Source organism: Bacillus cereus group sp. BfR-BA-01383, from assembly GCF_022663495.1.
GTDB classification, from domain to species: domain Bacteria; phylum Bacillota; class Bacilli; order Bacillales; family Bacillaceae_G; genus Bacillus_A; species Bacillus_A cereus_AU.
The window spans coordinates 107,940-133,215 of record NZ_JAKUFP010000006.1; the positions used below are offsets into that span (position 1 = coordinate 107,940).

Sequence of the window (25,276 nt, forward strand, 5' to 3'; positions counted from 1 at the left end):
CACAATTGTAGTATAAAATTGGAAAAATATTATGTCAAATACTTTTTACATTCGAAATGTAGGTATATAATATTTTGTTTTTATGATGAATAAAAAGTTACATTACATTTGAATGTAAAAGAATGGGCTCGCATATATTTGGAAGGGAGGTCAGATTAATTTAGGGGGTAGTTATGTCTATTCTTTTAAAAGCTGGTGCAGATGCAGGGAATAACGGTTTGAAGTTAATGGTAAAAGGGCAAGACCCTATTTTTATTCCAAGTATTTATTCTTTATATATAGGAGAACCTACAGGATTGTTAGATGAGGCTGATGTTTCATTATCGGAATTAGAAAATCACATTGATGTGACCATTAGTTCTCCATCACTAATGTTAAATAATGTACGATACATCGTTGGAGAAAAAGTAATTCAGGATCAATTAAAAGGTACTGAGGTGGAGAAGAAATCGAATAAGTCGACGGATGAGTTAATGGTTATTACAATACTTTCAGGATTAGCGATAAGTGCTATGCGTCAAAGTCCAACTTCTAGCCATATTAATATTCGATACGATTTATCGGTCGCTCTTCCTATGCAACTTATTACACAAGAAATTGCTGCGGAAAATGCGAAACGTTATATGGGAAATCATAAGGTTGTTTTCCATTATCCGAACGGACACGATGTTACGATTAATGTTTCTATCGAGTATTGTAAATGCCTGCCTGAGGGCGCTTCTGGGACGTGGGGTATTGTATATGATGAAGAAGGAAATGTTGTAAAACATAAAATAGAATGTGAACAAAATCAAGTTTCAGAAATCGATTTTGTAGATAAAACTCTATTGTCTTTTGATATTGGCGCGGGGACGACAGAAGAGGTTGTTTCATTAGGGGTAAATTTCCGTCCGCAGTTAAGTAAAGGATTATCGTACGGTGTAAAAGAAACGTTACTACAAATTATTACGAGATGGAATCGGAAATATCCTACAAAGACAATTGATAGTATTACAGAATTTAACCAAATTTATTTAAGTGAAAAGCATCCAAGGAATGCATTATTAGTTGAGGAATCGCAACCAGCATTATTAGGTTTAGCCGCACGTGTTGCAACAGATATTATAAATAAAATCGACGACATGAAAGACGATCCATACGTATTTATTTATGGCGGGGGCGCAATAATTATTAAAAACAGTTTAAAAATGATTTTAAAACAAAAAGGACGCCTGAAAAATGTAATCTTTGTAGATAATCCATTATTTACAAATGCAAAAGGATTATTAGTCTACACTTGTTCACCAAAGTATAGAGAGCATAAACAAAAAGAGTTAGGATTTACAAACTTAACGATAAGTTAGTTGGTGGAAGTATGCGATCTAGGCGATATAAACGTGGTGATCGAGTAAAAATCAATATTCATAAATCAGTATCACCTGAAATGCTTGCATGGCTTAATAAACAATCAAACCCAACTAATTTCTTTTTCTTTGCTGCACAGCAACTATTTAAACAAGTAGGAGATATTGATGTGTCAAAAGCTTTACCCAGTAGCCATGTTTTCTCATTATATGTGGAGCCATCGTCCTTATTAAAGATCGAAGTAAATCCTTTTAAAAACGTACCACTAGAAGCAAATAAACCCACCGAGAGCGTAAAAAAAAGATCATGGGAATCTGTCGATCAATTAGATTGTCCGTTTTTTTAGACATAGAAAAATATAGGTAACACCCATCACTATACATACGGATACAGTGATGGGCTTTTGTTTGTGTGAAGCCATTTCAATAAATAGAAGGGGCACAAATTATATTGTGCCCCTTCTATTTATTGATTTCATTTACATTTTGGATGTATGTTCTGTAACTGCTTGAATTATGTCTTCCCAGTCATCAGGATGATTTTCATGTCCTGCTCCCTCAAGAGTTAATAATTCTGAATCTGGAATTTCATCAATCAGTGCAAGACCATGTTCAAATGGGAGTGCTGTATCGTCTGTTCCATGAATTACTAACGTAGGAGTTTTTATCGAATGAAGTACACCTTCATAAGCATCATCACCTTGAAGTAAAGCGTGATTAAACATACTTAATAGATTGTTAGCTCGTTCTATTTCTTGTTTTACTTGTTTATAGACCCTGTTTTCATCAAATGTTCGTTTTGATCCACATAATAGACGAGATCCTGAAACTAAATACTCTGTGACAGCATTTTTATTTGTCCAATCTAAATGCGCGCCATTTGCGTGATGCGTTAAAATTCTTTCATCCATTGGAGGTAAATCGCGAGTGTTGTTATCAGATCCTATAACACTAGTCGCTAATAAAGTTAGTGTCAAAATTCTTTCAGGATGTTTTACAGCAGCAATTTGAGCAATCATACCACCTAATGACATACCAAATAGGTGAGCCTTATCAATATGATACGCATCTAGTACCCCAATTGCATCTTCAGCCATGTCTGTTACTGTATAATTTGAAGCTCCAGGTTCGTATGTAACAGAGCGTCCTACATCACGGTTATCAAAGCGAATAACAAATTTCTCTGTGTTAGCCAACTGTTCACAAAACTCTTCATCCCAGTAAACCATGGAACAAGTAGCTCCCATAATTAATAAAATAGCAGGATTATTAGGATTACCAAAGCTTTCTGTACATATATCAATCCCGTTTATTTTAAATATCTTTTCAGTCATAGAATTCTCTCCGTTTCTTTTGAATTTAATTAAAAATACAATTTTGAATAACTCTAAGGTGTGTGTAAGATTTGCTTAGTTTCTTGCATAATTACCCCCAAAAATAAGTTTATGATAATTCAAGGCAAAAAAATTTGAGAAATATTTGTATGTTATTAAAATAAACAGCAAGGAGGAGAGGAAATGAAAGCGATTGTTATAGATCAATATGGTAGTGTTGAAGAATTAAAAGAAAGACAAGTTTTAAAACCGGTTGTTAAGAATAACGAGGTATTAATACGTATTTTCGCAACATCTGTTAATCCTGTTGATTGGAAAATAAGAAAAGGAGACTTACAAGAACAACTGCACTTTTCATTTCCAATCATTTTAGGATTAGATGTAGCTGGCGTTATTGAAGAGGTTGGGGTAGATGTAGATTGTTTCAAAATAGGAGATAAAGTGTTTACGAAACCTGAAAATATAGGGAAGGGCTCTTATGCTGAATTCATTACAGTAAAATCAGATTTAGTATCCTATATGCCTACTAACCTAAGTTTCGAAGAGGCAGCTTCGATTCCTCTTGCAGGACTTACAGCGTGGCAAAGCCTTGTAGATTACGCAAAAATAAAAGAACATGACCGAGTGCTCATTCATGCTGGGGCTGGTGGAGTTGGAAGTTTAGCAATCCAAATCGCAAAATCATTTGGAGCTTTTGTTGCGACAACTGCGAGTAGTAAGAATGAAGAGTTTTTAAATTCTTTAGGGGCAGATCTCGTTATTGATTATAAAAAAGATAAATTTGAAGAATTACTATCAGATTTTGATATTGTATTAGATACAATAGGTGGGGAAGTACAAGAAAAAAGTTTTCAAATTATAAAATCTGGTGGTGTTTTAGTTTCGATTGTCTATGAACCAATTCAAAAAGTAAAAGGGATAAAATCAGGCTTTTTATGGCTAAAACCAAACGGAAAGCAATTAGAAGCACTATCAGATATAATTGTACAAGGAAAAATAAAACCAATTATAAGTAAGGTTGTGCCGTTTAATGAAGAAGGCGTTAGAGAAGCTCATATCTTGAGTGAAGGTAAACATGTTAGAGGTAAGATTGTAATGAAAGTGGAATAAAAAAATAATTGTAAATTGATTTGAATAAAAATGATTTAGGATACTTCAAAATTTCATTATACCCCAAAACAAAAATATTTTGGGGTATTTACTTGTTAGCTTACAAGGATTGTGCATATGTTATTAAAGTTTATAGTTTCTTATTGTATCATGTAATTTCTCTAAACCAATCAACATATCTTTTTCATTTAACATAGAATAGCTAATCCTGAATTGGTTATTATTTATATCGTTATGTAATAGACAAGCTGTTCCTGGTAAAAAAGACACCTCTACTTCATTTGCTTTTTGTAATAAGTTAAAGGGATCTATCGAATCAGGAAGAGTAATCCATAAATTAAAGCCACCATTTGGTATTTCAAAGCGTATTTCTTTAAGTGGTGATAAAACATCAGTAGTTATATCACGTCTAATTTGTAAAGCCGTACGTAATTTTTCTAAATGATTTTTCATACGTTCTGCACGTAAAAACGGTAGAAGTGCTTTTTGTGTTAATAAAGGACTACCGATATCCATTGAACCTTTTACAGCATATAACCATTCGAAAATAGGGCCATCGGCAATAAGCGATGCGATACGCAGTCCTGGTGCTAACGTTTTACTAAATCCTTTTATATATATTACGTGGCCGTTTGTATCAAAATTTTTGATAGGAGGGGGAACAGTCGCACCCTCAAAATATATTTCTCCGAAAGAATCATCTTCAATTATAAAAAACTCATATAGCGCTGCTAGTTCTATAAGTTCCATTCTCCGTTCTTTACTCATTACAGTACCTGTTGGGTTCTGAAAAGTTGGATTCGTATACAATAAAACGGGATTTTTACTTTGACAAATATCATCGATTAAGTCGGAGCGAACTCCATGATTATCAAGAGAAACAGGTATAATTTGAGCACCTTTATTGATGAAAATATCAAGCGCAGCACTGTAACAGGGACTTTCCACTAATACAATATCACCAGGTTTTAATAATGTTTGAGCAATTAAATCAATTCCTTGTTGTGCTCCGCTTGTAATTAATAATTGAGATGGGTCTGTCACTAATTTCTGGTGTTCATTTAAGTAATTTACTATTTCAACTCGCAGTTCATAATCGCCTTGAACTGGCCCATAAGTTGCTAGAATCATCTGGTCTTTATTAAGTATTTTATGCATTTCGTCTGCCAAGAATGGATTTGGCAATAAACGAGGATATAAAATCGCTTGTGAAAAATCGTAATATTTCCGGTGCTGATTCATTGCATATTGAGATCGCATAACATTAATCGTTTTCGTTTGTTGCCATTTATACGGAATTGGTTTGAAATCTTTCTTTACATGTTTATGTATATAGGCACCTTTACCTTGTTCAATGCGTATATATTCTTTCTTTTCTAGCTGCTTATACGCCTTACGAACAGTTAATAGGCTAATCTGTAAATCTTCGGCCATAGAGCGTAAAGATGGAAGTGAGTCACCATGCGAAAGTATGCCACTTTGTACTCTTTCAACGATTTGCATATATATTTGCTTGTAATACGGGATGTTGGATTCTTTACGAAGGACAATCTTCATGGTTTCACCTTTTTCGTTTTTATTTAATTAAAGCGAAAAATATATATAGAATCAACTACGATTTTAGGTAACTGTTATATACATAGATACACTGTTATACACCATACCTTCTATACTCATGTTAAGAGTAAAAAGGAGGAAGAAAGATGGTCATTTTCAATTATATTTTAGTATGTATTATTTTTGGAACAACATTTTTAACGATAAAAATCGGAATTGAAGCAGGAGCGCCTCCATTATTTTCAGCAGGAATTCGTTTCTTTTTAGCAGGAGTAATTCTGATGATTATATTTAAGTTAAAAAGAAAAGAGATTATGCCACATGTATTTTCAAAACGCATTATGTATGCTGGTTTTTGTTTAACGTTCATGACATTCGCATCACTGTACTGGGCGGAACAATATATTTCTTCAGGGTTAGCTGCTGTTCTATCTGCTACAGGACCGATGATGATTTTGTTATTACAGGCAAAGAGGAATAAGACAAAATTACAAAAAGAGCAACTTTTCGCTTTAATTATTGCACTAATAGGTGTTGTTTTTGTTTCTTTACCTGGAATGCACCAAGAAGTAAGTCTCATATGGAGTATCGCTTGTTTTGTTTTAATTATAGGAGAGTTATTTTACGGAATAGGCTCTATTCGATCAAAAGAAATACTTTCGGATTTACAAAATGTATCACCATTTCTCATTAATGGTATTCAAATGTTTTACGGAGGAGTTTTATTACTAATTGTATCCATCATAGTAGAACAACCGAATGTAACTTTATTCGCTTCATGGAGTGTACAGTGGCCTATTTTATATCTCATCTTTATCGGATCAATTGGTGGGCACGGATTATATTACTGGCTCTTATCGAAAACGAATCCTGTATTCCCAGCAACGTGGCTATATGTATCACCACTAATTGCTATTATTGTAGGATATATCATATTAAGAGAACCTTTAAACCCTACAATGGGAATAGGTGCTTGTTTCATTTTGGGTGGTGTATTTTTGGCTAATCGATCCACACTCCGGACTTATTTCAAACAAGGGAGATTATTTGAGAAGGAAATGTAGTTGTATAAAGAAGCCGCCCTGTATATAATAGGGCGGCTTTCATTTTATTAACGATACGGATTGACTTTATTTATTGGAAAGGCGTAATATTATTAAGCTATATGAAAGAGAACTGTAAAAAGAGGGGAGTTATTATGAAAATGAATTGGACTGAAGTAAAGGAAAAAATTCGACCACAAATTTCAAAACCATCATATGAAACTTGGTTTACTAATACTACTGTTTATTTAGAGGAGGATATATTAACAATTTATTGTCCGAATGAATTTGCGCGTGACTGGTTAGAATCTCATTACAAAGAATTAGTATTTAATACATTAAGAGAAATGTATAATACGACGTTTGAAATTCAGTTTGATCTATGTAATGGCGAACCATCTAAGTTGAAAGATGTTCAAAAAGAAAGGCTTAATAGCTGGGATGAAGTAAAGAAAGTATTAAGGCCAAAAGTAGCAGAGAAAACATTTATGACATGGATTAGAAATACAAATGCTATTATTGAAGATAATAAATTAATAATCTTTTGTGAAGATGTGTTTCATCGTGATTTGCTTGAAGGGGAGTATAAGAGTTTAATTTCAAGTACCGTACAGAAAATTACAAATGAAGAATATCAAATTTGGTTCGAAATAGAATCAAATGCTACTTCTATAGCACAGATTCATCACATGCAAAATAACCAACTCACTTCCGGACAAGAGGAATCAAAAACAATTTGGAATAAAATAAAAGATAAAATCCAAGTAATCATTTCAAGACCTTCATTTGAAACATGGGTCAAAGAAACGACAGCCAGAATAAATGAAGATTCATTGATCATTTATTTTGAAAACGAATTCCAACAAAAGTGGGTTGAACAGTCTTATAAAGATTTAATTTCGCAAATAGCCAAAGAAGTAACTGGAAGTACATATGACCTTCAATTTGAATTAAAATCAAATACAAATGGAACCAATAATAATGAAAAATCAAAATCAACTATTGAAAATATCACTTCCGAATTAGGGGAGCAGTTCAAAGTTTCTAATGATCATTTAAAATATAATGATGTAGATGATAGCAATAAACGCATTCAAGCCTTAGAAGAAAAAATAATGAACTTGGAAAAAGTCATTGGTACATTAGTGGGAAAATTAGAGGTAGTAGAATCAAAAACACAGTTGGAAAAATAACCAACTGTGTTTTTATACTTAATTCGCTTTTTTTATAAAACCTTTATAATGACGTTTCACAAGCTGACTTTCTAAAGTCTTCATTGTCTCTAATGCTACACCGACGATGATAAGTAAGCTTGTACCACCAATTTGAGCAGAAGGTGGTAATGCAGCAACTTTTGTAAATACGAGCGGCAATATTGAAATTGCCCCTAAGAAAATTGCACCGATAAATGTTAGTCTGTATAAAATTTTAGTTACATATTGCTCTGTTGATTTACCAGGACGAATCCCCGGAACATAACCGTTTTGTTTTTTCAAATTCTCAGCCATTTGTTCAGGGTTTACTTGAATAAATGCGTAGAAATATGTAAAAGCAACAATAAGGCCAACATAAAGCGCCATTCCAATTGGATGTGCGAAATCAAAATTCGTAATTATCCATTTTGATACGCCTGAATCAGGGAAGAGCTGCGCAATTGTACGCGGCGTCATTAAAAATGCGGAAGCAAAGATAACTGGAATAACACCAGCACTATTTACTTTAAGAGGTAAATGAGTGTTTTTTGCTCCTTGATATTGATTGTTTCCTGATACAGCTTTTGCATATTGAATCGGTATTTTACGAACCGCTTGTTGGATGTAAATAACACCTACAACTATCGCTAAAATTACGAGTCCAATTAAAACCATTTTTACGATATGCATAAATAACTGATCGCCTGCGTTTTGGAATTGCTGTAAATAAATTTGATTTGCAACATTTGGAATCGCTGCAACAAGTCCTGCGAAGATAATCATTGAGATACCATTACCGACGCCTTTAGCAGTGATTTGTTCACCTAACCAAAGTAAAAATGCAGTACCAGCAGTTAAAACTGTCGCAATAAATAAGTATGTAGTCCAGCTTTGATCTGTTATTAATTGTCCACCTGCTATATTATTAAAACCATAAGACATCCCAAGGGATTGTATGAATGCGAGAATGATTGTAAAGTATCGAGTAAATTGAGCTGATTTCTTACGGCCCATTTCTCCTTGCTTTGCCCATTCTGAAAATTTAGGTATAACGTCCATTTGTAGTAATTGTACTATGATGGAAGCTGTAATATATGGTGTAATACCTACAGCAAAGATTGAGAAGTGTTGCAGTGCTCCTCCGCCAAATACGTTCAGCATACCTAAAACATTGGCTTGATCTTGTACCTTTAATACCTCTGCGTTAGTATGAGGAACTGGAATAAACGTGCCAATTCGAAAAACAATTAGCATCGCTAGTGTAAAAAGAATTTTGTTTCTTATCTCAGCTACTCTCATGAAATTTGAAATCGTACGAAACATTATGTCGCCTCCTATATTTTTATCAGTTCAAAACTGATTATTATACCCTAATGAAGTAACCACAAACCTCCTTCCGCATTAAATTCATTTGACAAATGGATTTTCATACATTTTGTAGTTTTCACGGATATAAAAATATAAGGTGTTAAATAAGCGACCTATAAACTTTTCGTAATCATTCAATACCCATAATATATCGAATAAATTAACAAATGTACATACATACGCATAAAAAATGAATGAATAGGGTGATTTTTTACATTTAATTCATGTTAGAAGAACGTTAAGAAACAACTTATTATCCTACGTAGTTAATTAGCAGTGAAATGAATTGAATTGACTTCTAATTCTCTTTACATTAGAAGTCACTCTTTTATAAGTATAAAATTAAAATGTGTCGTTAATCAGTTGCTCCCAAACTTGAAAGGATAATTTATCGGTTATATGTTTTAATTCATTCGGCACAATGATATGACACATTAATTCTAAACTATTACCATCTGGATCAACAAAATAAACAGATGCATTACCTTGATGTGGACGGACAAATGGTTCAATAGATTTATTACTTCCAAACGGAACAGCTTTAATGTGAAGTGATTGTAACCAATTTAACGATTCCTTTAAATCCTCATAAGATACTCGAAATGCAATATGTCGCAAAGAAGGGTGATATTTCGTTTCATGTTCAGATCCCTCCCATAATCCTAGCCAACTTTTCCCTTCTTCAATCCAAAAGAATGCTGTCGATTCATCGTTCCAAGCTAATTTCAATCCTAGTTTTTCATAAAATTCAATAGAGTTTTGTAAATTACTAACTGGTAAATGTGCTTCATATAATCCTTTTATCAATTTAAATTCTCCTTTATTCTTTCGTTTTCTTATTATTAATATATCGATTTAGAAAAAATATAAAATCAAATAAAAGTATGAAAGTACATACAACTTTAGTAGTAGTAAGCGATCATATTTCAATTAAGATTTATGTAATTAGAGAACTTGTTTTATTTATGAAGGAATAAATATTAAAGAAGGCTAAATAAACGGAGTAGATATTTATAGAGGGAGCTGATGTAAATGAAAGTTGTTATAAAAAAATTACCACCATTCGAAGTGGCATTTATTAGACGGATTGGAAGTTACTTTGAACCGCAAGATCATTGGGATAAGTTATTAAATTGGTCAAATGAAAATAAACTTTATCCACCAGAGCAATCATTTATCGGAATTTCACTAGATAATCCTGAATTAGTTAAAATTCATAACTGTAGGCATGATGCTTGCGTTACAATTCCGGTAAACTTCGACAAAGAAAATCATCAAGAGGTGCAATTTAAAAGATTAGAGGGAGGTTTATACGCTTTATACCATTTTTATGACAAGCCATATCATTTGAATATAGCATATCAATACGTATATGGAGAGTGGATAACAAATAGTGAGTATGATGCAGATTATGATAGAGATAATCTGGAGTTTTGCATGAATAATGTATCAGTAGACCTAGAAGGAAAGTTAAAGATTGACTTATATGTACCAATAAAAAACACACAAAAATAATTGAATAAAAATAGGTGATGGAGCTTAGATTGCGTTTAATTTCATTGACCGTATAGAAAGAATAAAAATATCAATTAATAACATAAAGTCAACTTTACAATGATCATGTTTATTTGTTTGAAGTACCTAATAAATAACCTGAATCATTCATAATACACGAAATATTTATGAAAGGTTGTGAAATCATTTGAAAGGTTATAAAGCAATGCTATTTGACTTAGATGATACTTTACTTGATAGGGATAAGGCAGTAGATAAATTATTTTTAATTGTTTTAGAAAAATGTTATGGGGATGTTAGTGATATTGTTAAAACCAACATGCTACAAAAATTCAAAGAATACGATAAAAGGGAATACGGCATTAGTGATAAAACGACAGTTTTGGAATCTTTATTTGATGAATTCCCACCCAAATCTAGATTGCCACGCAATTGCATTCAAGATTTTTGGAATAATAATTTCCCTAAATGTTTTTCTATAAACCAAAATACTATTAATTTCTTAAATAATATAAAGATGCATATTAAAGTTGGCATAATTACAAATGGCTCAACTCAGAGGCAAAAAGCTAAAATAATTAACACGAATTTAAATAGGTATTTTGATACAATCATTATTTCTGAAGAAGCAGGATGTAGTAAACCTGACAAGCGCATTTTTGAATTAGCATTAAATATGCTTAATGTGCAACCAGAAGATGTACTATTTGTTGGAGATGACTTAGAAAAAGATATTGCCGGTTGTCAAAATGTAAATATAAAGGGCATATGGTTTAACCCTCATATGATCAAGAATACGACCGAAATACAACCATATGCTGAGATTAATACTTTTGATAGTTTGTTAAGTTATGTTACTCCACAATATTTTTATAACAAGTAAAAACAATTTGGAGAGATAAATTTGCAGAAATATCAAAAAAGAGGTTGCTATTAATTTCATTGACCGTATGTGAAATATAAAAAATATATTTATAAAAAAAAGAGGCCGTTTCAATAGCTTTAGCTAATTTGATCCATGATTAATATTAAGAGCTTCACAATGTGTAAATTATAAAGGAGTGGGACTATGGAAATAAAGAAAATAGTAATTGGCGGAATAAATATTGCCGTAGTCAGAAACGATACGGTAGTAATATCCGACGTTCAATCTGCATTGGATTTTATAGCAACAGTTCAATATGAAGTAGATTCAAGGCGGATTATTATCCATAAATCATTAATAAGTGAAAGTTTCTTTGACTTAAAAACACGTCTTGTGGGTGAAATTCTTCAAAAGTTTATAAACTACAAGGTAAAGATTGCTATCGTTGGAGATTTTTCTATATACACTAGTAAAAGCCTAAAAGACTTTATTTATGAATGTAATAAAGGAAATGATATTTTTTACTTAGGAACTGAACAACAAGCAATTGAAAAATTAAGTACATTGAAGTAATAAGTATATCCTGCTAAAATACCCCTTTTCACGTCGCTTATGACTACTACATTCAACCTATACAATATATTAGAGCTGATGTTTATGATAAACTAAGAGAAGGCTAAAAGGGGGAGTTTTCTTGAATAATTTTAATGATACAATCCAAAATTTAAATAATATAGTGTATAAACCTAATAATTTAATGATTACTAATCTTAAAGAAGAAAAACAAAACTCAGAGTATGCAGGGGCGTTATTTCACTTGAATGACAAAACGATACGTTTTAGAGTATCAAAAATTACTTCTAATAAAATTGGTCAATTTGTTTCTTTTTGGGTGAAAAATGAAAACATGCAGAATCAAGCATTTTCTTATGATTCTGCTCCTGACTTATTAGTTATCACTTGTATGGACGATAATAAACTAGGACAATTTATTTTCCCGAAAGAGATTCTTTTTAAAGAAAAAATATTGAAAACTCAAAGTCAAAAAGGAAAGATGGCTATGAGAATTTATCCTATTTGGGATACCCCTGTTAGCAATCAAGCTAAAAAGAGCCAAATGTGGCAGCTTCAATATTTTGTTGATTTAAGTGATATTAATAATTTACCTATAGATAAATTATTAAATTTATATTCATAGCTTTTTACTCCTAAAAGAAGTCATCGTTGCGTATCCCAGATTAAAGGAGAGGCATTTGTAATGGTGCCTTTTCTTTTAATTCTTATATTAAGCTAGCTTGCGAATTAGATTTTTTTGTACCGGTACAGTTATACGAAATGTTCATTGTTACAGTACTTCGTCAAATATACAATCAGCATATACTATTTTAACTTATAATTTTTAAGGGGTGCTGAATATGACAAGTTTACAAGAACAGCTTTTTACAAGGTTGAACCTTGAAAAACGTACGGAAATAGAGTTTGAGGAATTGAATGCAATACTTTTAGCATTTGCACATACAATACCGTTTGAAAATTTAGATGTAATAGCAGGTAATACAAATACAATTTCTCTGGAAAACTTACAGGAGAAAATTTTAACGAATTCCCGCGGCGGACTTTGTTATGAATTAAATACTCTTTTTTACTATTTTTTAAAAGATTGCGGTTATGATGTACAACTCGCGCTAGGTACCGTATATAAAAATGATATAAATGCTTGGGCACTTGAGGATGGGCATATAACAATTATTTTAAATTATAATAATGTATCGTACTTAATTGATGTAGGTATTGCTTCATCAGTACCACTTGTGCCAGTTCCGTTTACTGGTGAGGTTGTTTCTTCTAAAAACGGTTCGTATCGAGTGCGACGAAAAGAGACTAGTAAAGGAAATTATGTTCTAGAAAGAATAGCTGTTGATGGAGAATGGAAAGTTTGTCATGCCTTTTATAATCGTATTATTGATGAGTCAATAGTAAACAATGTTCAAAAAAGGGTGATTGAAGATGAGAAGTCTATTTTCAATAAAGGACCGATTGCAGTAAAGTTGACAAACTTTGGCCATGTCTCTTTAACGAATACTAGTTTAACTGAAATTGTTTATGGGGAAAAAACTAAGCGTGAAATTACAGAAACTCAATATAGAGAGCTTTTATATACTTTATTTACTATTAAATTATGAATAAACAAATAGCCGGTTCTTATTCAGAATCGGCTATTTTTATTATTTTTGGTTTAAATGGTTTTCGTCTAATATGCTTCGGAAACTGCGGTATAGTTAATGTTTTTAACGTTTCTGCAGCCTCTTCATATGTATGGAAAACTGGCTCTTTTCCATTGTCTCCTTGCAAAACTAGTCCTTCATCTCGGATTACATACGGCATAAAACTACTCCTTCTAGTAAAGAATTATGTTTTTTTGCAACAGAATGATACGATTTAAAGTTTGATTTTCTTAATAGATATAATACACTAGAACAGTATAAAAAAGTATATACAATGAATATTAGATGTAAAGGAAGATTATTATGTCAGTAATTGATAAATTGAAACTTAATAAGTATACAAATATGGTCGTTATTAACGAACCAAGTGATTATGACATTTTTACAGGTAAAGAAACTACATTTTCAAAAGAACATGATGCTATTTTTATTTTTGTTGAAACGCTTGATGAAATGGTGAAACAAACGAATTTTATTATTAGTAATGAAGAATTACTAATTGAAAAAGGTTATGTATTCTTCGCATATCCGAAAAAAGGTAATTCTCGTTACAGTTCGTTTATTCATCGTGATGAGATGTTTCCAGCATTACAGGTTGGCGATGATGGGTATGTAGGAAAGAGTGATATTAAATTTGCGCGAATGGTAAGTATGGATGACGTCTTTACTGTTGTAGGTTTAAAACGTGAAAAAAAAAAGGCAAAGAAAACCCCTGCTGCAAGTCAATGTGTTGCTGATTATGCAGATCGTATTCAAGATGTTGAAGCATTGTTAACTAATCATCCAAATGAGCTTAAGTTTTATCAAAGTTTAACTCCTGGATATCAAAAAGATTGGGCACGTAATTTATTTTCTGTGAAACAAGAAAAAACACGTGAAAAACGTCTTGAGAAAATGATTGAAATCCTTTCACAAGGCTATAAAACAATTGAATTATTCCGTAAGAAGAAAAAATAACGACTAGGAAAGTCACATTGATGCAACAATTAATTGCGATGAGTACATTGAAAAAAGTAGTCCTTCCTTTATACTAAGGAATGTTCTTATATTTACATAATTAGCAAAAGAGAAAAGGTGTTTGAAATGAAATCGTATATTGTAGTTGGAGCGGGAATTTTAGGAGCGTCTACTGCTTATCATCTTGCTAAGGCTGGTGAAAACGTTACTATCGTTGATCGCCAACAATTAGGTCAAGCAACTGATGCAGCAGCAGGTATTGTCTGTCCATGGCTTTCACAACGTCGTAATAAAGCATGGTATAAAATCGTTAAAGGCGGTGCACGTTACTATTCTTCGTTAATTCAGCAATTAGAAGAAGACGGTGAAACGGATACAGGATATAGCCGTGTAGGTGCAATTAGTTTACATACTGACGAGAAAAAGTTAGATCAAATGGAAGAGCGAGCTTATAAACGACGTGAAGATGCCCCAGAAATCGGTGAGATCACTCGCTTATCAGCTGAAGAAACGAAAAAATTATTCCCGGCATTATCGGAAGAATATAGTTCTGTTCACATTAGTGGTGCTGCACGAGTAAATGGAAGATTATTACGCAACGCATTAATAAGCGCTGCGAAAAAACATGGTGCAACTTTTATAAAAGGAGATGCCATATTAGTCCGTGAAGAGAATCATATTACTGGAGTTAACGTAAACGATGAAACAATTTTAGCAGAAAAAGTTATTGTAACTGCAGGCGCATGGGCAAACGAAGTCTTGAACCCATTAGGAATTAATTTCTTAGTTACGTTCCAAAAAGGACAAATTGTTCATTTACAAATGGATAATACAGCAACAGAAAATATGCCAGTTGTTATGCCGCCAAACGATCAATATATTTTAACATTTGACGATGGTCATGTCGTAATTGGTGCAACGCATGAGAATGATACTGGTTTCGATCATCGTGTAACAGCAGGTGGTTTACATGAAGTATTCCATAAAGCATTAACAGTTGCGCCTGGTTTGGAAGATAGTACAATGCTTGAAACGAGAGTTGGATTCAGACCGTTTACGCCAGGATTCTTACCTGTTATCGGACCTTTACCTAACTTTGAAGGTATTCTCGTTGCGAACGGATTAGGAGCTTCAGGTTTAACTGCTGGTCCATACTTAGGTTCAGAACTTGCTAAACTGGCGTTAGGACAACCAATTGAATTAGATTTAAATGATTATGATGTTGCTGGAGCAATTGAATAACAAAAAAAGATTAGGATTCGCTCCTAATCTTTTTTATTTATAGCTAATTACTATATGGAGTGGGGGGTTTTTTGAATAAAAACACCACTGATAAAATAATGATTACAGCCTTTAAACTGCCCCAATATGGATAAACAGCATGATCTGTTAAACTAGTATATTGAAAAATGTTCTCTAAACCGAAAATCCCAATCATGACTGCTAAAAGGAATGAAGCTGATCCAAACCTCTTATTACGATAGAGGGTAAATAAAAACACTGCGAAAATTAGTGGTAAAATGATTTGTAGTACGATTGTCATAGTTCGTCCCCTAGATTATTTATAATTATATTATATACAAATTTATAATAAAAAGGAATATTGGTTGTTTGATACTAATAGAACTACTCTAATCATATTTTTCTATAAAAAAGCATAAAAAGGGGTGTAAAGTTAATTGACAAAAGTTAAAGTTAGTTTACGACCCATTGTTCATAATATAAATTTACCGACCGTGATAAAAACAACTATACTTCCAGGCGATTCAACTGAAAGACTATTTATTGCAACCCAATTAGGAGAGATTTTTTACATCGGAGACGAAATTGTAAAGACATTTTTAAATATTCGTCAGCGGATAATTAAATTAGGCACATCTGAAGAAGGTGTTTCTAGTAGTGGCTATGATGAGCGAGGATTGCTAGGACTAGCGTTTCATCCACAATTTTATCAAAACGGTTTATTTTATCTTCATTATTCAGTAGCTGGAACTCAAGGTCCGGGTGCGCTTTCCGAACAATTTAAACCGAACCCTTGTGACCCTAAAACTTTAAACTTAAAGTGGGTAAATAGAGATACTCAATATGATCATATCGATACAGTTGAGGAATGGATTTTACAATCACATGGTCAACCTCAAAAACGAAGAACATTACTCAATATAAGAAGGCCATTTTTTAATCATAACGGAGTCAATAGTTTAAACTTTTCACCGGAGACTGAAAAACTTGTTTTTACAAATGGAGATGGTGGATCGGGATATGATCCGTTTAATTTAAGCCAAGATGATTTAGAAATAGCGGGTAAAATAATTGAAATCGATATAAGTAAAAATACATTCATAAGTAATCCTCCAGTTATTACACGTTTTAATGAACTTCCTTTATCCATACAAGAAACACTTACATTAATTGCGAAAGGAGTTCGGAATATAACAGGTATTTCATTTCAAAGGTTTTATAATCAATATGTAAAATATGCTGGAAATGTCGGACAGGATATTTTAGAGTCTATTTTTTCATTTGTTCAATATAAACCGATACCGGTTACCGAACTTGTTCAAACGTATTTAATGAGATCTACTTCTAATCAAGAAGGGGTTATTAACTTTGGGTGGCGAGGATGGGAAGGAGATTTGCCCACCTCTTTTATAAAACACTGTTCTGAAAATCCGACTTTGGATGAGAGAACAATGACTTATTATGATGAAACAATACAAACATCAGCGAATCGTATACAGCCTCTAATTAGTTATTTTCATAAAGATTCTAGACCAGATAAATTTGGAGGAACTGCACTTACAGGAGTCCAGCCATATATGGGAACTGCAATCCCGAATTTAACGGGTAGCGTTGTGTTTACTGATCTCGCCAAGAAAGAAGAATCTCAATCTCCAGTTAAAGGTGTTTTAGCTTATACTAGAGCAGATATAAACGGTAAACGTAATGATTTTCAAGTTATTGAAACCAATTATGATTTTGGGTCTCAATCAGCTTATTACGTTAGTTTGGGAACAAACTTAGATCAAAGTAGATTATATTTAGGAGTTTACGGTTCTATGAAAGTTACTGATTTTAACAAAGGTACTATTTTTGAAATTGTTCCTTGATACGATATAAACTCTCAGTCTACATTTTTCAAAATACACGATCTTTTGTCCCCCTAAAATTACTTCTATGTATAAACGACTATTGTATAGTGAGCGGTAACCAGCAGAAAGTAACACATAAACAACGAGTGTATGAATAATATAGTAAGTGATGAATTAGGTATCTTTAGGGGGTATTTTGATGAATCGATTTGTCCGTTATTGGTATCAACTGATGATAGAGCAGGATGCGTACTTTGTTCATAAAAGAAAGTTGTCCATTGTAAATAAGTTAGTAATTACAGCTTTAATGAGTGCACTGGCTACCATGTTTCAAGCAGCAGGGAACTTAATTCCCGGTATAGGGTTATTCATTAGTCCATTTGCGACGTTACCGATTTTTTTTGCTATTTGTTATTCTATTCGTGAGGGAATACTCTCTTATGTCCTTACTATTTTCCTACTATTTATTATTCAACCAAGCGAACTATTTGTTTTCCCTTTTACTACTGGCTTATTAGGTATAGCGTTAGGAATATCCTTTTTACAATTAAAGAGGAGAATATGGGTGGTTTCTTTTTCGGCGATATGCCTACTTATAGGTATTATGATCGTTCTCGATATTTTCCGTTTTCCAGTACTCGGTCCTACTGTTCATACAACTATGGATTTGAAAATTATTTCATTAATATTTATACTGAGCTTTCTATACTGCTGGATCTATGCAGGTCTTTGTAAAATAATGATGAATAGATTATATAAAGTATTGTATTAATAATGTCATAAAATATTTTCGAACAAATATACGTGTGATGCCATACAAGTTTAAAAAGAATCCGTAAATATGATAAGGCTACTGTGTAGTACAAAATACATTTACAATCTAAACTTTTCTCGGATATTTTCATAGATTGGAGAATTAATTCATGACTAATGTTGCGATTAGAAGGCCGAATTCGAATGATATAGATGAACTATACTTGTTTTTCCGTATAGTTATTACGAATACATATAAAGACGAAGGGTTATCACAATTAGTAGATGACATAGAAAATGAAATTAACTCGAAAAAGCAATATTTGAAAAATGATTTTGATAGTAATGGAGAAAATCGTTACTTTTTATTAGCGATAGATACAAATAACGATAAAATCATTGGAACAATTGAAATTGGTCCAGCAAGTACATTGATTAATAGTTGTACAAGCGGTGTACTTAAGAATTTGTATGAAATAGGAACTGTATTTATCCTTCCTGAGTATCAAAAAAAGGGTATAGGGAGTTTATTACTAAATGCAATGTATCTTACATTACTTAGCAGAGGAATAACAGAATATTGTTTAGATAGTGGATATAAAAAAGCGCAAAGTATATGGACGAAAAAGTTTGGAAAGCCTAGTTATGTACTAAAGAATTACTGGGGAGAATCAAACAATCATATGATTTGGAAAAAGAGTTTGCATGATATACCTATAATATTTGGATTATAAAATGAAATATAATGTAGAACATAGCTTTTCTTACATACTTATGCTATTATTTATCTTTATAATAAAAGAGGACGTGAATGAACTTGATTAAAATTAATATCCCTGAAGCAGATGTTTCAATTACTGAACGTAAACAAGTTATTAAAGGAGACGAGCCGATCATTACTCCAATTAATGGTTTTATTGATTTCCACTTGTTCCCAAGAGATAAAGGCGGCATTTTTATGTTTTACAATATTAATGACGAACTTCTTTTTGTAGGAAAAGCTCGTAAAATTAGACAACGTATTAAAAAGCATTTTGAAGACAATGTTTCACCAATCAAAAACTATCGTGATGAAGTATACCGCATTGATGCATGTATCGTAGAAGATCCAACAGAAAGAGAAATTTACGAAACATATATTATCAATGAATATAAAGCAAAATATAACGTTGATAAAGTATTCTACAAATAATCAACATTAAATAAAAAACAATCCTAGCAAACACTCTAGGATTGTTTTTTATTTACGTATCGCCCACATTCCACATTTTAGCTAAAATATAAGCTAAGTAAATTTCGACATAGGAAGTCTAAATTCATTCCTTTTAGGGATATATAAAATAGCATCTCATCCTATTAAGAATGAGATGCTATAATTTAATGTGTAGTATTTATAATTTCTAACAAAAGGCAATGACCATAACAGCTGCAGACATTTCTAACACCCCTGCATATATAAAGATAGTTTTTGGCTCTGTCCACCACATTAAATAACGAGCAATATCCTATGAAATCGGAATAGATCCAGACATAACAAATTCAATGGAGGTGTTTTTCGTTTGAAGACAAGAGTTCATTACTCAGAAGAAGCAAAGTGGAAAGTGATTGAAATGAAAAGAATGGTTATTCAAATCGTACCATTATGGAGATGTTCGGAATTTAAAAAGTTGAATAAAATTGACAATGAATATCATTTTCATTTAATATGAAGTCGACACATTTAATTGAAAATGGTTTTTGTAAAGAAAGTCTACTATTTTATAATAGTAATAGATTTCTATTAGGGTGTCAGTTTCAAAAACTATGACTGATTCTTTTATGAATTTAAACGTAGGAAGGGATAAAATAAAAATGAACTGGAAAAAAGGCGGATTATGGATTATTATTTTTTTCATAGTAAAAGGTACGATTTCTACACTTTTAATTGTTACAGGTGCTAAATATTTTGATTTATCATATATGCAAATTTTAGTACTAATACTGATTTTATTGCTAATTTCTCTAGTAGGTCGTAAATTCCTTTATAGACATAAACAAACCAAAAAACAAAAAGAGATAAATATATAATAAAGCCCCAGAGACCTTTGGATTTCTGGGGTTTTACTTCGACCATCTTTTTTATTGAACTAACCGGCTGTTTAGTCGTACAAGAAATACTACTTTTTGGTATTGGTTAGTCAAACTTAAACAAACTAGTGAATCAAACCTATTTGTTGGTTCATCTTAGCTTTATTCTTCATATTTTTCTCCTTTTCTAAAATGATTAGCAGCAATGAAACAAAAGACACCTATAAATAAAAGTACAATTCCAAGTGTTTTATGTTTTCCTTCAAAGAAAGGAATATCTGAAATAACATTTGTCATACATAACCCGAAAAACACAAGGATAGGTCCCGCCCAAAGTAATACATTTCCGAATTTTGTATGTTTCCACATATAAACCCTCCTCGTTCTTTTTACATATATATCCACAAGATGTACTTAAATTCCAAAGAGAAATGCATTTTTTTTCATAACGAAAATTCAATCTTCATATATTGGTACAAGCAAATGCGAAAGGAGACAATCATGAATTGGTTAGAGGCCTTTATTTTAGGTATAATTCAAGGTTTAACAGAGTTTTTACCAATAAGTAGTACAGGACATCTTTATTTAGGAAGACATTTGTTTCAATTAGATGAAGCAGGGTTGTTTTTAGATACGATGCTACATATTGGGACTTTGCTTGCGGTGTTTATTTATTACAAAAAAGAATTTATATACTTAATTAAAAATCCATTTTCAAAGCTGATGTTATTACTTATCGTAGGGACGATACCTGCTGTTGTAATCGGATTATTATTTAAAGACTTCTTTGAAGACATTTCAAAAACAGGTATAACGATTGGTTGGGAGTTCTTAGTGACCGGATTCTTTCTTTACATGGCAGATAAACAAAGAAATGGTCGTAAAAAAATGGATGACATTACATATAAAGACGCATTAATTATTGGTTCATTTCAAGCGGCAGCTATTTTCCCAGCAATTTCTCGTTCTGGTATGACAATCGTCGCTGCATTATGGAGAAAGCTAGACCGTGAAACAGCTGCTTATTTTTCTTTTTTATTATCAACGCCAGCCATTGTCGGAGCTATCATCTTGCAATTGGCAGATGTTTTTCAAGGAAAAGCAGAATCTATTTCTAGTACATCTTTAATTGTCGGAACGTTATCAGCAGCGTTCTTTGGATACATAGCAGTTTCATGGATGATTCAATATTTAAAACATCATTCATTAAAAGTATTCGCGTATTACGTATGGGGATTAGGTATTTTAATATTAACGTTGCAATTTACTCGTGTGTTTTAAAATGATAAAGAAGCTAATTACTTAAGATCCTGTTTTCATTTGTATACAACAGGATCTCTTTTTATTAAGGGGGAAAATATGTTTAATAAGGCGATTGTTATTGGTGGAAGTATGGCAGGAAAACTCGCAGCAAAGGTATTATCTAATACTTTTGAAGAAGTAATCATTTTAGAGGCTGGAGAAAAATGGGACGGAATAAGTCATCGGAAAAGAGTTCCACAAAGTAATCATCCGCATGTGTTATTAAAAGGCGGCGAAGAAGCACTTGAGGAATTGTTCCCTAATATTACTAACGAATTAATCAAATCAGGTAGCATCGTAAATAACTTTACTCTTGATTTAAAATGGCATCAATTTGGTCTATGGAAACAACCTTTCAAAGGTGAAATACATATGATTCAACAAAGCCGTTCTCTGTTAGAATCACATATACAAAAACGAATTGAACAAGTTTCAAATGTTATTACGAAGTATGACATGTTGGTTGAGGAATTACTAGTAGATGAAAAACTTAATAAAGTATATGGAATAAATGCTAAATGTTTGAAGACAGGAATGAATGAAGAATTTCACGCAGATATTGTTGTTGATGCAAGTGGATTTGGTTCGAAAAGTATAGAGTGGTTACAAGCATACAATATCGAAGTAAGAGAAGAGAAAGTGCGAATTGATTTATTTTACGCAACTAGATTGTTTAAACTTAAAGAAAATGAGGAGCTAGACTGCTGTAATATTCTAATGTCGCCAAGTTTCCCTGAAAATCCTTACGGTGTTCTAATTCAAACAATTGAAGATAATCGTTATTTTGTTACTTTTAGTGGATATGCAAATGAGAAAGCGCCACAAACAGATGAAGAATTTTATAATTTTGCTGAAAACCTGTTAATACCTAATGTAACAGATTTCTTAAATAGAGCTGAAGCAATTACGGATATTAAAACGTACAAAATTCCTTATCAAGTACGTCGGCGATTTGATCTAGTAAATAATTTACCAGAAGGATTTTTAGTTATTGGGGATGCACAATGTCGTTTTGATCCTGTTTTCGGTCAAGGTGTTTCAGTTGCAGCTATGGAAGCTTATCAGTTGCAATTACTTCTGCAAGGTAGGACAAAACTTGATAAAACATTTACGCAACAATTTTATAAAAAGGCCGCTAACATAATAGAAACCCCTTGGGATATGACAACAACGGAAATATCACGTCACCCTAAGCTGAAGAGAGAATTATCTAGGAAACAAACATTTCAGTTATGGTATACGAAACAAATATATCGACTATCGGCAAGTGATTCTGACGTGTATATTCGATTAGTGCGAGTGATGAATTTAATTCGGAGTCCATTTCATCTATTTCATCCGAGAGTATTACTTGCTGTATTACTTAATCGAAAGAAATAGCAGGAAAATAATTGATTAAAAAAGAATGTATAACATTTAGTAAATTAAGAAGGAGTAAGCGGAATGGAAATATACATAGAACAACTAAAGAAACGTGATGCTGAGGATTTATTTAAGTTTGAACTTACGAATAAATCTTTTTTTGAAACAATGGTACCAAATCGTGGTTCAAAATATTTTGATTTTGAATATTTTCAAATACTACTAAACGATTTGTTAATAGAACAAGCCGATGGAAATTCTTATTTTTATCTAATTCGTAATGAAGAAAAAGAAATTGTAGGACGAATAAATTTAGTAGATATAGATACGGAAACTCGAATCAGTTCATTAGGTTATCGAGTTGGAGAAAAGTTTACTAAAAAAGGCGTTGCAACAGCAGCTGTAAAATTAATTTTAGACGTAGCGAAAAATAATGAAATTAATGAGGTTCATGCTAAAACAACGACTAATAATCTCGCATCACAAATTGTACTAGAAAAAAGCGGGTTTTCTTATAAAAATGAAGCAGATACAACTTCTGTAGAATTAAACGGAGAACATGTAAATTTCGTACATTATATTTGGAGAAATACTTCATGTTCAAAATAATAGGGGGGACTTATTCATGAATGATTTACGTTATCCAATTGGCCAATTTACATACAAACATCCTATAACTGAAGAAATGATTGATACATGGATTCAAGAAATTGAGGATTTACCTAATGAATTAACAAAGGCAATTAAAGATTTAGATCAGAAGCAGTTAGATACACCATATCGCGTCGGTGGATGGACGGTTCGTCAAGTTGTTCATCACGTTGTGGATAGTCATATGAATAGCTACATACGCTTTAAATTAGCACTTACAGAAAAGAATCCAACTATTAAACCGTATAAAGAGGAAAAGTGGGCAGAGTTACCAGATTCAAAGTTACCAGTAGATGTTTCGCTAGTAATGCTAGATTCATTACATAAAAGATGGGTTAACCTTCTATATTCTTTAGAACTTGAAGATTTAGAAAAGACATTTAATCATCCTGAAACTGGTGAAACAAAACTTGCTGCTGCAATTGGACTATATGCATGGCATGGACGTCATCATACAGCTCATATAACTTCATTAAGAAAGCGCCTTAATTGGTAATATGGAGATTAAATTAGAGAAAGCGACAGAAATTGATGCAAAAGTTATATTTCAAATGCAAATAGACTCATTTAGCCCTTTATTAAATAAATATAAAGACTATGAAACAAATCCAGCAAATGAATCTGTCGAAAAAACTATTTCAAGAATTAATAATACCGATGGTGGCTACTATAAAATAAAAGTGGATTCGGATCTTGTTGGAGCAATATGTATATCACATAAAGAAGAGAAATCTAGATTTTGGATTAGTCCCATGTTTATTCTTCCAAACTATCAAGGAAGAGGAATTGCTCAAAAGATACTTACTTTAATCGAAGGAATGTTTCCTGAAGCGATAAGTTGGGAACTTGCTACTATTTTAGAAGAAGAGAGAAATTGTTTTTTATATGAAAAGATGGATTATAAAAGAACAGAAGTTATAAAAAAATTAAATGATAAAACTACACTTATTTATTACAAAAAAGAAAGGTAAAGCACTTGAAATACGCTTTACCTTTTTATGTTATTTTTGATTAAATATACAAAATCAATGCATATACTTCCAAAATACTCGGGTTAGTAATTTTATAAATGAATAAAAATGCACAAAAGACTATTTCGTCGTATATGTTACTAACGCTTTTTGAATGCTTATAATACTATCGTCACCTTTAAAATCTTTCGTAATTGGCGCACTCAAACTAGAAACCCATATTTTTAGCTCTGCATCTAAATCAAAATGCCCAGCCGTTTCAATACTAAATTGTGTAATACTTTTATAAGGGATAGAATGGTATTCTGTTTTCTTACCAGTTACTCCTTGTTTATCTACTAAAATAAGACGGCGATTTGTAAATACGATTAAATCACGAATTAATTTATAGGCATGCTCAACTTTCTCATCATCTAGCATAATCTTTTCTAAATCACGTTCAACGCTTTCTGTACTCGTATTTGATGCGTTTCCTAAAATACCACTAAATAAACCCATATGAAATTCCTCCTTTAATATGTTTGGAATGAGTTGCTTATATTGTATCATGTTACTTACTAAGAAATTA

Annotated in this window: 31 protein-coding genes; 23 read left to right on the forward strand and 8 right to left on the reverse strand. The window is 32.2% G+C overall.

The window, feature by feature from the left end:
• Nucleotides 1–173 precede the first annotated feature (173 nt).
• Together MR065_RS08715 and MR065_RS08720 are read left to right on the forward strand one after the other, a co-directional pair.
• Nucleotides 174–1,343 (forward strand): ParM/StbA family protein, encoded by a 1,170-nt coding sequence (locus tag MR065_RS08715; protein ID WP_097903634.1) that lies wholly within the window; start codon nt 174–176, stop codon nt 1,341–1,343.
• 11 nt (nt 1,344–1,354) lie between these two features.
• Nucleotides 1,355–1,690 (forward strand): hypothetical protein, encoded by a 336-nt coding sequence (locus MR065_RS08720; protein ID WP_098266539.1) that lies wholly within the window; start codon nt 1,355–1,357, stop codon nt 1,688–1,690.
• Between the two features lie 132 nt (nt 1,691–1,822).
• Here MR065_RS08720 and mle read toward each other — a convergent pair whose 3' ends face one another.
• Nucleotides 1,823–2,677 carry a BCA family alpha/beta fold macrolide esterase gene (gene mle / locus MR065_RS08725; RefSeq protein ID WP_242213334.1) on the reverse strand — a complete coding sequence of 285 codons (855 nt, stop codon included), beginning with the start codon at nt 2,675–2,677 and terminating at the stop codon, nt 1,823–1,825.
• Between the two features lie 183 nt (nt 2,678–2,860).
• On the opposite strand from mle, the gene MR065_RS08730 reads away from it, so the two are divergent.
• A complete protein-coding gene (locus MR065_RS08730) occupies nt 2,861–3,787 on the forward strand; it encodes an NADP-dependent oxidoreductase (protein ID WP_242213335.1) in 927 nt (308 codons plus the stop codon).
• Nucleotides 3,788–3,910: 123 nt separating this feature from the next.
• On the opposite strand, the gene pdxR is transcribed toward MR065_RS08730, so the two are convergent.
• Nucleotides 3,911–5,344, reverse strand: a complete 1,434-nt coding sequence (gene pdxR / locus MR065_RS08735) for a MocR-like pyridoxine biosynthesis transcription factor PdxR (protein ID WP_242213336.1) — start codon at nt 5,342–5,344, stop codon at nt 3,911–3,913.
• A gap of 146 nt (nt 5,345–5,490) precedes the next feature.
• Between pdxR and MR065_RS08740 the strand changes: the two genes are divergently transcribed.
• A complete protein-coding gene (locus MR065_RS08740; RefSeq protein ID WP_242213337.1) occupies nt 5,491–6,408 on the forward strand; it encodes a DMT family transporter in 918 nt (305 codons plus the stop codon).
• A gap of 134 nt (nt 6,409–6,542) precedes the next feature.
• Nucleotides 6,543–7,580: a DnaA N-terminal domain-containing protein gene (locus MR065_RS08745; protein WP_242213338.1), complete on the forward strand. Its 1,038-nt coding sequence runs from the start codon at nt 6,543–6,545 to the stop codon at nt 7,578–7,580.
• Between the two features lie 18 nt (nt 7,581–7,598).
• On the opposite strand, the gene secY is transcribed toward MR065_RS08745, so the two are convergent.
• Both secY and MR065_RS08755 read right to left on the reverse strand, forming a co-directional pair.
• Complete coding sequence (gene secY / locus MR065_RS08750) at nt 7,599–8,903, reverse strand: preprotein translocase subunit SecY (protein ID WP_242213339.1); 1,305 nt, start codon at nt 8,901–8,903, stop codon at nt 7,599–7,601.
• 387 nt (nt 8,904–9,290) lie between these two features.
• Nucleotides 9,291–9,755: a VOC family protein gene (locus MR065_RS08755; protein WP_242213341.1), complete on the reverse strand. Its 465-nt coding sequence runs from the start codon at nt 9,753–9,755 to the stop codon at nt 9,291–9,293.
• 225 nt (nt 9,756–9,980) lie between these two features.
• Between MR065_RS08755 and MR065_RS08760 the strand changes: the two genes are divergently transcribed.
• The 5 genes from MR065_RS08760 to MR065_RS08780 all read left to right on the forward strand — a co-directional run bounded on the left by MR065_RS08760 (nt 9,981) and on the right by MR065_RS08780 (nt 13,511).
• Nucleotides 9,981–10,463 carry an AraC family transcriptional regulator gene (locus tag MR065_RS08760; RefSeq protein ID WP_242213342.1) on the forward strand — a complete coding sequence of 161 codons (483 nt, stop codon included), beginning with the start codon at nt 9,981–9,983 and terminating at the stop codon, nt 10,461–10,463.
• Nucleotides 10,464–10,668: 205 nt separating this feature from the next.
• The gene (locus MR065_RS08765; RefSeq protein ID WP_242213413.1) at nt 10,669–11,346 is read left to right on the forward strand and encodes an HAD family hydrolase; all 678 of its coding nucleotides are present in this window, start codon (nt 10,669–10,671) and stop codon (nt 11,344–11,346) included.
• Between the two features lie 186 nt (nt 11,347–11,532).
• A complete protein-coding gene (locus MR065_RS08770; RefSeq protein ID WP_242213343.1) occupies nt 11,533–11,901 on the forward strand; it encodes a DUF4180 domain-containing protein in 369 nt (122 codons plus the stop codon).
• Between the two features lie 121 nt (nt 11,902–12,022).
• The gene (locus MR065_RS08775; RefSeq protein WP_242213345.1) at nt 12,023–12,526 is read left to right on the forward strand and encodes a MepB family protein; all 504 of its coding nucleotides are present in this window, start codon (nt 12,023–12,025) and stop codon (nt 12,524–12,526) included.
• Between the two features lie 217 nt (nt 12,527–12,743).
• Nucleotides 12,744–13,511, forward strand: a complete 768-nt coding sequence (locus MR065_RS08780; RefSeq protein WP_242213347.1) for an arylamine N-acetyltransferase family protein — start codon at nt 12,744–12,746, stop codon at nt 13,509–13,511.
• A 19-nt stretch (nt 13,512–13,530) separates the two neighbouring features.
• Here MR065_RS08780 and MR065_RS08785 read toward each other — a convergent pair whose 3' ends face one another.
• A complete protein-coding gene (locus tag MR065_RS08785; protein WP_002032339.1) occupies nt 13,531–13,713 on the reverse strand; it encodes a hypothetical protein in 183 nt (60 codons plus the stop codon).
• A gap of 143 nt (nt 13,714–13,856) precedes the next feature.
• Here MR065_RS08785 and MR065_RS08790 point away from each other — a divergent pair, with 143 nt between their 5' ends.
• The gene (locus MR065_RS08790; RefSeq protein ID WP_242213348.1) at nt 13,857–14,510 is read left to right on the forward strand and encodes a YdeI/OmpD-associated family protein; all 654 of its coding nucleotides are present in this window, start codon (nt 13,857–13,859) and stop codon (nt 14,508–14,510) included.
• A gap of 126 nt (nt 14,511–14,636) precedes the next feature.
• Nucleotides 14,637–15,752 (forward strand): NAD(P)/FAD-dependent oxidoreductase, encoded by a 1,116-nt coding sequence (locus MR065_RS08795; protein WP_242213349.1) that lies wholly within the window; start codon nt 14,637–14,639, stop codon nt 15,750–15,752.
• Between the two features lie 43 nt (nt 15,753–15,795).
• Here MR065_RS08795 and MR065_RS08800 read toward each other — a convergent pair whose 3' ends face one another.
• The gene (locus MR065_RS08800; protein WP_242213350.1) at nt 15,796–16,053 is read right to left on the reverse strand and encodes a hypothetical protein; all 258 of its coding nucleotides are present in this window, start codon (nt 16,051–16,053) and stop codon (nt 15,796–15,798) included.
• Between the two features lie 136 nt (nt 16,054–16,189).
• On the opposite strand from MR065_RS08800, the gene MR065_RS08805 reads away from it, so the two are divergent.
• The 6 genes from MR065_RS08805 (at nt 16,190) to MR065_RS08830 (ending at nt 20,422) form a co-directional block, all read left to right on the forward strand.
• Nucleotides 16,190–17,620 carry a PQQ-dependent sugar dehydrogenase gene (locus MR065_RS08805; protein WP_242213351.1) on the forward strand — a complete coding sequence of 477 codons (1,431 nt, stop codon included), beginning with the start codon at nt 16,190–16,192 and terminating at the stop codon, nt 17,618–17,620.
• 181 nt (nt 17,621–17,801) lie between these two features.
• Nucleotides 17,802–18,374 (forward strand): YybS family protein, encoded by a 573-nt coding sequence (locus MR065_RS08810; protein ID WP_242213352.1) that lies wholly within the window; start codon nt 17,802–17,804, stop codon nt 18,372–18,374.
• Nucleotides 18,375–18,525: 151 nt separating this feature from the next.
• Nucleotides 18,526–19,089, forward strand: coding sequence for a GNAT family N-acetyltransferase (locus MR065_RS08815; protein WP_242213353.1), 564 nt, complete (start codon nt 18,526–18,528; stop codon nt 19,087–19,089).
• Nucleotides 19,090–19,166: 77 nt separating this feature from the next.
• Nucleotides 19,167–19,547, forward strand: coding sequence for a nucleotide excision repair endonuclease (locus MR065_RS08820; protein WP_097903618.1), 381 nt, complete (start codon nt 19,167–19,169; stop codon nt 19,545–19,547).
• Nucleotides 19,548–19,914: 367 nt separating this feature from the next.
• Nucleotides 19,915–20,064 carry a hypothetical protein gene (locus MR065_RS08825; RefSeq protein WP_242213416.1) on the forward strand — a complete coding sequence of 50 codons (150 nt, stop codon included), beginning with the start codon at nt 19,915–19,917 and terminating at the stop codon, nt 20,062–20,064.
• A gap of 142 nt (nt 20,065–20,206) precedes the next feature.
• The gene (locus tag MR065_RS08830; protein WP_097903850.1) at nt 20,207–20,422 is read left to right on the forward strand and encodes a hypothetical protein; all 216 of its coding nucleotides are present in this window, start codon (nt 20,207–20,209) and stop codon (nt 20,420–20,422) included.
• 162 nt (nt 20,423–20,584) lie between these two features.
• Here MR065_RS08830 and MR065_RS08835 read toward each other — a convergent pair whose 3' ends face one another.
• Nucleotides 20,585–20,791 (reverse strand): hypothetical protein, encoded by a 207-nt coding sequence (locus MR065_RS08835; RefSeq protein WP_242213355.1) that lies wholly within the window; start codon nt 20,789–20,791, stop codon nt 20,585–20,587.
• A gap of 132 nt (nt 20,792–20,923) precedes the next feature.
• Between MR065_RS08835 and MR065_RS08840 the strand changes: the two genes are divergently transcribed.
• The 5 genes from MR065_RS08840 (at nt 20,924) to MR065_RS08860 (ending at nt 24,708) form a co-directional block, all read left to right on the forward strand.
• Complete coding sequence (locus MR065_RS08840) at nt 20,924–21,703, forward strand: undecaprenyl-diphosphate phosphatase (RefSeq protein WP_242213356.1); 780 nt, start codon at nt 20,924–20,926, stop codon at nt 21,701–21,703.
• 78 nt (nt 21,704–21,781) lie between these two features.
• On the forward strand, nt 21,782–23,104 hold the full coding sequence (locus tag MR065_RS08845; RefSeq protein ID WP_242213357.1) for an NAD(P)/FAD-dependent oxidoreductase: 1,323 nt from the start codon (nt 21,782–21,784) through the stop codon (nt 23,102–23,104).
• Nucleotides 23,105–23,167: 63 nt separating this feature from the next.
• On the forward strand, nt 23,168–23,695 hold the full coding sequence (locus tag MR065_RS08850) for a GNAT family N-acetyltransferase (protein ID WP_242213358.1): 528 nt from the start codon (nt 23,168–23,170) through the stop codon (nt 23,693–23,695).
• Between the two features lie 16 nt (nt 23,696–23,711).
• The gene (locus tag MR065_RS08855) at nt 23,712–24,233 is read left to right on the forward strand and encodes a YfiT family bacillithiol transferase (RefSeq protein WP_097903614.1); all 522 of its coding nucleotides are present in this window, start codon (nt 23,712–23,714) and stop codon (nt 24,231–24,233) included.
• A gap of 1 nt (nt 24,234) precedes the next feature.
• Entirely contained in the window at nt 24,235–24,708 is a 474-nt protein-coding gene (locus tag MR065_RS08860) for a GNAT family N-acetyltransferase (RefSeq protein ID WP_242213359.1), read from the forward strand.
• 120 nt (nt 24,709–24,828) lie between these two features.
• Here the strand turns inward: MR065_RS08860 and MR065_RS08865 are convergent, their stop codons facing one another.
• Nucleotides 24,829–25,206 (reverse strand): PH domain-containing protein, encoded by a 378-nt coding sequence (locus MR065_RS08865; protein WP_242213360.1) that lies wholly within the window; start codon nt 25,204–25,206, stop codon nt 24,829–24,831.
• Nucleotides 25,207–25,276 lie beyond the last annotated feature (70 nt).

Bases quoted from the DNA above. Each gene is read 5' to 3' on its own strand.
- MR065_RS08715 (WP_097903634.1), top strand. From the start codon at position 174: ATGTCTATTCTTTTAAAAGCTGGTGCAGATGCAGGGAATAACGGTTTG.
- MR065_RS08720 (WP_098266539.1), top strand. From the start codon at position 1,355: ATGCGATCTAGGCGATATAAACGTGGTGATCGAGTAAAAATCAATATT.
- mle (WP_242213334.1), bottom strand. From the start codon at position 2,677: ATGACTGAAAAGATATTTAAAATAAACGGGATTGATATATGTACAGAA.
- MR065_RS08730 (WP_242213335.1), top strand. From the start codon at position 2,861: ATGAAAGCGATTGTTATAGATCAATATGGTAGTGTTGAAGAATTAAAA.
- pdxR (WP_242213336.1), bottom strand. From the start codon at position 5,344: ATGAAGATTGTCCTTCGTAAAGAATCCAACATCCCGTATTACAAGCAA.
- MR065_RS08740 (WP_242213337.1), top strand. From the start codon at position 5,491: ATGGTCATTTTCAATTATATTTTAGTATGTATTATTTTTGGAACAACA.
- MR065_RS08745 (WP_242213338.1), top strand. From the start codon at position 6,543: ATGAAAATGAATTGGACTGAAGTAAAGGAAAAAATTCGACCACAAATT.
- secY (WP_242213339.1), bottom strand. From the start codon at position 8,903: ATGTTTCGTACGATTTCAAATTTCATGAGAGTAGCTGAGATAAGAAAC.
- MR065_RS08760 (WP_242213342.1), top strand. From the start codon at position 9,981: ATGAAAGTTGTTATAAAAAAATTACCACCATTCGAAGTGGCATTTATT.
- MR065_RS08765 (WP_242213413.1), top strand. From the start codon at position 10,669: ATGCTATTTGACTTAGATGATACTTTACTTGATAGGGATAAGGCAGTA.
- MR065_RS08770 (WP_242213343.1), top strand. From the start codon at position 11,533: ATGGAAATAAAGAAAATAGTAATTGGCGGAATAAATATTGCCGTAGTC.
- MR065_RS08780 (WP_242213347.1), top strand. From the start codon at position 12,744: ATGACAAGTTTACAAGAACAGCTTTTTACAAGGTTGAACCTTGAAAAA.
- MR065_RS08785 (WP_002032339.1), bottom strand. From the start codon at position 13,713: ATGCCGTATGTAATCCGAGATGAAGGACTAGTTTTGCAAGGAGACAAT.
- MR065_RS08790 (WP_242213348.1), top strand. From the start codon at position 13,857: ATGTCAGTAATTGATAAATTGAAACTTAATAAGTATACAAATATGGTC.
- MR065_RS08795 (WP_242213349.1), top strand. From the start codon at position 14,637: ATGAAATCGTATATTGTAGTTGGAGCGGGAATTTTAGGAGCGTCTACT.
- MR065_RS08800 (WP_242213350.1), bottom strand. From the start codon at position 16,053: ATGACAATCGTACTACAAATCATTTTACCACTAATTTTCGCAGTGTTT.
- MR065_RS08810 (WP_242213352.1), top strand. From the start codon at position 17,802: ATGAATCGATTTGTCCGTTATTGGTATCAACTGATGATAGAGCAGGAT.
- MR065_RS08815 (WP_242213353.1), top strand. From the start codon at position 18,526: ATGACTAATGTTGCGATTAGAAGGCCGAATTCGAATGATATAGATGAA.
- MR065_RS08820 (WP_097903618.1), top strand. From the start codon at position 19,167: ATGAACTTGATTAAAATTAATATCCCTGAAGCAGATGTTTCAATTACT.
- MR065_RS08830 (WP_097903850.1), top strand. From the start codon at position 20,207: ATGAACTGGAAAAAAGGCGGATTATGGATTATTATTTTTTTCATAGTA.
- MR065_RS08835 (WP_242213355.1), bottom strand. From the start codon at position 20,791: ATGTGGAAACATACAAAATTCGGAAATGTATTACTTTGGGCGGGACCT.
- MR065_RS08840 (WP_242213356.1), top strand. From the start codon at position 20,924: ATGAATTGGTTAGAGGCCTTTATTTTAGGTATAATTCAAGGTTTAACA.
- MR065_RS08845 (WP_242213357.1), top strand. From the start codon at position 21,782: ATGTTTAATAAGGCGATTGTTATTGGTGGAAGTATGGCAGGAAAACTC.
- MR065_RS08850 (WP_242213358.1), top strand. From the start codon at position 23,168: ATGGAAATATACATAGAACAACTAAAGAAACGTGATGCTGAGGATTTA.
- MR065_RS08855 (WP_097903614.1), top strand. From the start codon at position 23,712: ATGAATGATTTACGTTATCCAATTGGCCAATTTACATACAAACATCCT.
- MR065_RS08860 (WP_242213359.1), top strand. From the start codon at position 24,235: ATGGAGATTAAATTAGAGAAAGCGACAGAAATTGATGCAAAAGTTATA.
- MR065_RS08865 (WP_242213360.1), bottom strand. From the start codon at position 25,206: ATGGGTTTATTTAGTGGTATTTTAGGAAACGCATCAAATACGAGTACA.